Source organism: Paenibacillus sp. MER TA 81-3 (assembly GCF_023713585.1).
Taxonomy (GTDB): domain Bacteria; phylum Bacillota; class Bacilli; order Paenibacillales; family Paenibacillaceae; genus Paenibacillus_B; species Paenibacillus_B profundus.
The window spans coordinates 129,533-135,532 of record NZ_JAMAWB010000019.1; the positions used below are offsets into that span (position 1 = coordinate 129,533).

At 47.0% G+C, this 6,000-nt stretch carries 5 protein-coding genes and 1 pseudogene; 5 read left to right on the forward strand and 1 reads right to left on the reverse strand.

Annotation, left to right across the window (positions count from 1 at the left end):
• Window positions 1-110 precede the first annotated feature (110 nt).
• The 5 genes from M3650_RS23570 (at window position 111) to M3650_RS23590 (ending at window position 5,823) form a co-directional block, all read left to right on the forward strand.
• Complete coding sequence (locus M3650_RS23570) at window positions 111-806, forward strand: response regulator transcription factor (protein ID WP_019422327.1); 696 nt, start codon at window positions 111-113, stop codon at window positions 804-806.
• 56 nt (window positions 807-862) lie between these two features.
• Window positions 863-2,098 (forward strand): sensor histidine kinase, encoded by a 1,236-nt coding sequence (locus M3650_RS23575; RefSeq protein WP_251578334.1) that lies wholly within the window; start codon window positions 863-865, stop codon window positions 2,096-2,098.
• 218 nt (window positions 2,099-2,316) lie between these two features.
• A complete protein-coding gene (locus M3650_RS23580) occupies window positions 2,317-3,477 on the forward strand; it encodes an acyltransferase (RefSeq protein ID WP_019422325.1) in 1,161 nt (386 codons plus the stop codon).
• A gap of 245 nt (window positions 3,478-3,722) precedes the next feature.
• On the forward strand, window positions 3,723-4,415 hold the full coding sequence (locus M3650_RS23585) for a response regulator transcription factor (RefSeq protein WP_251578336.1): 693 nt from the start codon (window positions 3,723-3,725) through the stop codon (window positions 4,413-4,415).
• Between the two features lie 190 nt (window positions 4,416-4,605).
• Window positions 4,606-5,823 (forward strand): polysaccharide deacetylase family protein, encoded by a 1,218-nt coding sequence (locus M3650_RS23590; protein WP_251578338.1) that lies wholly within the window; start codon window positions 4,606-4,608, stop codon window positions 5,821-5,823.
• A 59-nt stretch (window positions 5,824-5,882) separates the two neighbouring features.
• Here M3650_RS23590 and M3650_RS23595 read toward each other — a convergent pair.
• Window positions 5,883-6,000: pseudogene (locus M3650_RS23595) on the reverse strand (IS30 family transposase); the annotation flags it as partial.

A 6,000-nucleotide genomic window follows, 5' to 3' on the forward strand; every position in this document is an offset into this window, starting at 1 on the left:
AAGAAGAATCGGATGAACGATATGTCAAGACGCTTCCTGTGACAAGGGGCGTCTTGTCGCGCGTTTACCCGATAAGGAAAATTGCAGCATATCGAAAAGGAGTCTGTCCGATGACTAGAGAGACGATATTATTGGTAGACGACGAGAAAGAAATTGCAGAACTCATCGAAATTTATTTAAAAAACGAGGGGTATCAACTCTTGAAAGCTAGCAACGGATTGGTGGCTCTGGAGCTGCTGCAGAACCATTCGGTCGATTTGATTATTTTGGACGTCATGATGCCGCACATGGACGGCATTCAGGCATGCATGAAAATACGTGAGCAAAACACCATCCCGATCATTATGTTGTCCGCCAAAAGCCAAGACATCGATAAGATCGCGGGACTCAGCATCGGAGCGGATGACTATGTGGCGAAGCCGTTCAACCCGCTCGTCCTGATGGCGCGGGTGAAATCCCAGCTGCGCAGGTACAAGCAATTCAACACCAGACGTCTCCCGAACGAGAACGAGATTCAAATCGACGACCTGGTTATCAATATCGCCACCCATTCCGTAACGGTGGACGATATCCCCGTGAAGCTGACGCCGCGAGAATTCTCCATCCTGAGGCTACTGGCAATGAACCGCGGCATCGTGCTCAGCATGGAAAAAATTTATCAGGAAGTATGGAACGAACCGTTCATGGAATCGAAAAATACGGTCATGGTCCATATTCGTAAAATCCGTGAAAAAATCGAAAAGGACAACCAGAGCCCGAAATATATTAAGACGGTATGGGGCATCGGCTATAAGATGGATTCTTAATAGCACTTGATCAAAAGGGGACTATTTGAACAACTTCTGAACAGGGAGATGCGGGGATGGAAAAAAACAAACTGATTTATACGGTCCGGTGGAAGTTCCTGCTTGTGTTCGTCGCAAGTCTGGCCGGCACGGCGCTCTTTCTATTGCTTGGCCGCTTGTTGTCTACGTATATACTTGCTTTCAGGCCTTACAACATTCCGATTAAGTGGGTCGTGAACAATATCGGCTCAACCCCGGTCCTCATCGTGACCGGCATCGCATTGTTCTTTGTTCTCTATTTTTTGCTGAGCCGCACCATTATCGGTTATCTCGAACAAATCAACCAAGGCTTGAAGGAAATTTCCAACGGACATTTCGATTACACCATTCCGATCAAATCATCGGATGAGCTCGGAATGATCGCCGGCCATGTGAATGTGATGGCAGAGGAGTTGAATAGCTATTTGCAGGAGATTACGTTCGGCCTGCAAGAAATAGCGAAGGGACAGTTCGAGCATGTCATACCGGTCAAGCCCTCCAACGACCTGGGCTTGGTGGCGGACAGCATTAATCAAATGAGCGCGCAGTTGAGCCATTCCATCCAAGAGGAACGAAATGCCGAAAAGACTAAAAACGATCTCATTACGGGCGTATCGCACGATTTACGGACGCCGCTAACCTCCATCCTCGGCTTCTTGGAGCTCATTGAAAACGATCGCTATAAGGATGAGATCGAGCTGCGCTATTACGTCAACATCGCTTACGAGAAAGCGTTGAGCTTGAAAAATTTGATAGACGATCTGTTCGAGTATACACGCATCAATAACGGCTTTCCGCTTGAAATTGCCGAATTGGACATGGACGGCTTCATCAGGCAGTTAATCGAAGAGTTCGTGCCCAGCTTGGAACGCGCAGAGATGACCTGCCGCATTCATGCAGCGGATCAGCCTTTTAAGATCGCCGCCGACGGAGACAGACTCGTTCGCGCCTACGAGAATCTGATATCTAATGCAATAAAATATGGCAATAAAAGCAAATACATCGACATTTTTATCGGCGAAGAAAGGGATGAGACGTTCGTCAAAATTACAAATTACGGAGAGCCGATTTCGGAGAGAGACCTGCCATTCATATTTGACCGCTTCTACCGGGTGGAACAATCCCGCTCGAAGGAAACGGGCGGCACTGGTCTCGGCCTCGCGATTACGAAAAGCATTATCGAGGTGCATGGCGGTAAAATATCCGTATATAGCGACGAACGACAGACAACGTTCGAAACGAGGTTCCCTCTTCCCAGAGCTCACGCTGTTTGAAGGTGATTGATTCACCTTCAAGGGCGTGAGCTCTTTTTTATCCCCCATGCTCGAGACATGGCACACACCCTCACTTCATTTTCCCGCCGCTGACCTCCGACAAGCCGGAATCATTAGTAATGTTTTAATGATTTGATAAGCAAATGCTAAGAAATGCTGTGCGGAATCGTTAAGATCCCTCCCTTATACTTCGCTAAATAGAAAACAAAGAGGGAGTAGTGAAGTCTGTGAGAGAAAAGCTGTCCGAAGTTCAGCTCGTTCGAGCCATGGCGATTCTCGGGGTTCTGTCCGTGCACTCAACATCGTTCGCAACGCTTGCCATGAAGGATTCTAATTATTATATCCTTTACAATTTCTTTAACATTTTCACAAAAATAGGAACGCCTACATTTCTGTTTTTGAGCAGCTTTGTTCTGTTCTACAATTATGCTTCGCGTCCATTGGACAAACGGCTTATCGTCAATTTCTACAAAAAAAGACTAAAATACATTATCGTTCCGTATTGTCTATTTTCCGTGTTTTATTTCGTTTTGCTGCACGTTATTCATTATCGCGACCGTTCCCTGGAAGAAACGGTTATGAAGTTCATCATGCAGCTGGCGACGGGAAAAGCATATACGCATTTGTATTTTGTCTTTATCAGCATCCAGTTCTATCTGCTGTTTCCACTGTTCCTGTGGCTGTTCCAACGCAAGCCAATCATCGCCAAATGGAGTGTCCCGCTTGGGTTGGCCCTGCAGTGGACGTTCATCCTGCTGAACAAATACTTTCTCCAAGTGCCCAATAAGGGAAGCTGGTCGCTCTCCTACATGTCTTACTTCCTGCTGGGCGCTTGCATCGGAATCTACTATCCGAAGCTGAAAGCTTGGCTCAACGTTAGCAGGGAGAATGCGAATGCCGGCCGCATCGCGTCCTGGATAGCGTTGTGGTCTATCGGATTGGCTGCCGGTCTAGGCCATGTCTATGTGTGGCATAACACCCGCCTGAACGGCATTCAGTATAATTCGCTCTTGTATGAGCTGTTATGGAATGTGCATACGTATGCTTTTGCCTTAATCGCTTTTCAAATTGCGCATATGCTCCACCGGCATGGATGGTCCTGGCTTAATCGATGGATGAAGCGGCTCGGAGAGCTCTCGTTCGGTATCTATCTCATCCATCCGTTCTTTCTGCTCGTGTACCGAATGTTTCCGCCGCACACTTCCATATCGCAACTCCATCATCTGTGGTACGCAGGAGGCTTCCTGTTTGCGCTCGTGTGCTCTTGGATTATCGTTGCCCTGGCCGTCCAGATTCTGCCCCACTCCTGGCTCCTGTTCGGGAATATTCCCGCGCGGAAGCCGCAGCGGCCTATTACGGTCGCCGCAAGCAATCATTAACGGGACATTGAAATCAATGAGATTCAACTCATTCCGATCCCCCTTCCAGGGATTACATAACTCCGGCCTGCGGTATGGCGGCGCCGGAGTTTTTGCTGCGACAATTATTAACAATTTCTTAACGAAAGTTGGATTTATTTCGCAAATGATAAGCTATCTTTAAGGTTTTAGGCACGGATTTATTAAGTTCTTCCTTCTACACTTGCTAATAGTGAGGGAATAGATGCTGTAAAGGAGCTTGTCCGATGTCTAAAGAGACCATATTGTTGGTAGACGATGAAAATGAAATGGTGGAGCTGATCGAGATCTATTTGAAGAACGAGGGGTACGAGCTGCTGAAAGCGAGCAGCGGATTAGCCGCATTGGAGCTGCTTCAAAGACATCCGATCGATCTCATTATTTTGGACGTCATGATGCCGCAAATGGATGGCTTTCAGACATGTAAAAAAATACGGGAGAAAAATACCACCCCCATTATTATGCTGTCTTCTAAAAGCCGGGACATCGATAAGATCACAGGACTCAGCATCGGAGCAGACGATTATGTAACGAAGCCGTTCAATCCGCTCGTCCTAATGGCGCGGGTGAAATCCCAGCTGCGCAGGTATAATCAGTTCAATCCAATACGTCTCCCAAATGTGAACGAGATTCAAATTGACGGCTTGGCCATCAATATTGCCACCCACACCGTAACTGTGGATGGCACACCTGTGAAGCTGACGCCGCGCGAGTTCGCCATTCTGAAGCTGTTGGCGAAAAATCACGGCATCGTAATGAGCATGGAGAAAATTTATCAAGAAGTGTGGAACGAACCCTTCATGGAATCGAAGAATACCGTCATGGTTCACATTCGCAAGCTCCGTGAAAAAATCGAAGAGGACGGCCAAAACCCGAAATACATCAAGACGGTATGGGGCATCGGCTACAAGTTGGAATAAGGGATTACATAACTCCGGTCCGCCTTAGCGCGGATTCGGAGTTTTTTACTGTCGATCCATTAACAATTCCTTAACAAAAACCATTTTTATTTCGCTAATAATAAGCATTCGTTAAGGAATGAGGTACAGATTCGTTAAGATCCTCCTTTTACACTCCTATATAGAAGAAACACTATAGGAGGATTCATCCATGAAGGTTCAACTTCCCCATTCATTCAAAGTTATGCTTCTATGTCTGCCGTTATTGTATCTGCTAACCGGTTGTATGCAGAACAATACCGTCCAAGCCATCTCTGTTGTGGTGGATGGAAAAGAAATAAATGATTCCACGGCCGTTACGATGGATAGCGGACAATTGATGGCCTCGGCTTCGTTCATTAAGAACACGCTTGGCATGAGCGTAGCTGCCGCCAGTCCGGTCGCTTCCACTTCAACTGCAACCTATTATTCGGATCAGGTTGCAGTGCTCATGTATCACGATATTGTCGATAAGCCGGAAAAGCCCCACATGCTGCCCGTGCAGCAATTCGAGCGCCAGATGGAGCTATTCAAGACGAACGGCTTCAACATCATCACCATGGACGACTATGTCAACTTCATGACGAAAGGGGCAGCGATTCCGGATAACGCCATCTTGCTTACGTTCGACGATGGGTATGAGAGCTTTTATACCCACGCCTTTCCTATTTTGAAAAAATACAACTACACCGCTACAAATTTTGTCATCGTGTCCTTCATCGATAACCGCGAAGGACGCCCGAAATTGACATGGGACCAGATGCGGGAAATGAAAAAAGAAGGCATGAGCTTCTACAGCCATACGTACAATTCCCATAAATACGGTCCCATCGACGCTGGGGGGAAAACGAAGCCAATGCTGACCCGTCATCTTTATTTGAAAGATAAACAGCGGGTGGAGAACGATGAAGAGTACATCGGGCGCATTACGGGCGATTTAGCGACAGCTGAGAAGCGATTGCACCAAGAGCTCGGCAACACGCAGGGCATCATCGCCTTTCCTTACGGGGCTTTCAATAAGGATGTGATCGGGGTCATGAATTCGCTTAAGATCGAGCTCTCCTTCACGATCAAGAAAGGGATGACGACGCGAAAAGACAAAAATGCATTCCGGTTCGACGCAGGGAACAGCAAGCAATCGCCGGAGGACTTGATTAAGCTGCTTAAAGAACAAGGAAACGGAAAAGACGTCGGCAAGAACCCGAAAGTTCCCCTGAACGTTACGGTCGACGGCAAGGAAGTCCGCTTTACGAAGAAGCTTCCGAGTATGAAAGGGAACGAAGTCATGATTCCATTGCGTGAATTCTGCAATTTATACGATATTCGAATTGATTGGAACAACAAGAAAAAAAAGGTTACTCTTTCGACTTCCCCAGCTCCGAATGCTTAAGCCTATCGAAGAAGACGCAGCCATCCAAGGCTGCATCTTTTTTTTTACGAGACGGATTGTCAAGCCAAGTGCGACAGTTCACTCACGAATGATTCGTACGCCGTTTTCCACCCAAGACATTTTCTTGGTCGATTATTAATCAATTCTATTGCATGTGAAAGTTCTTCCTCTGTGACC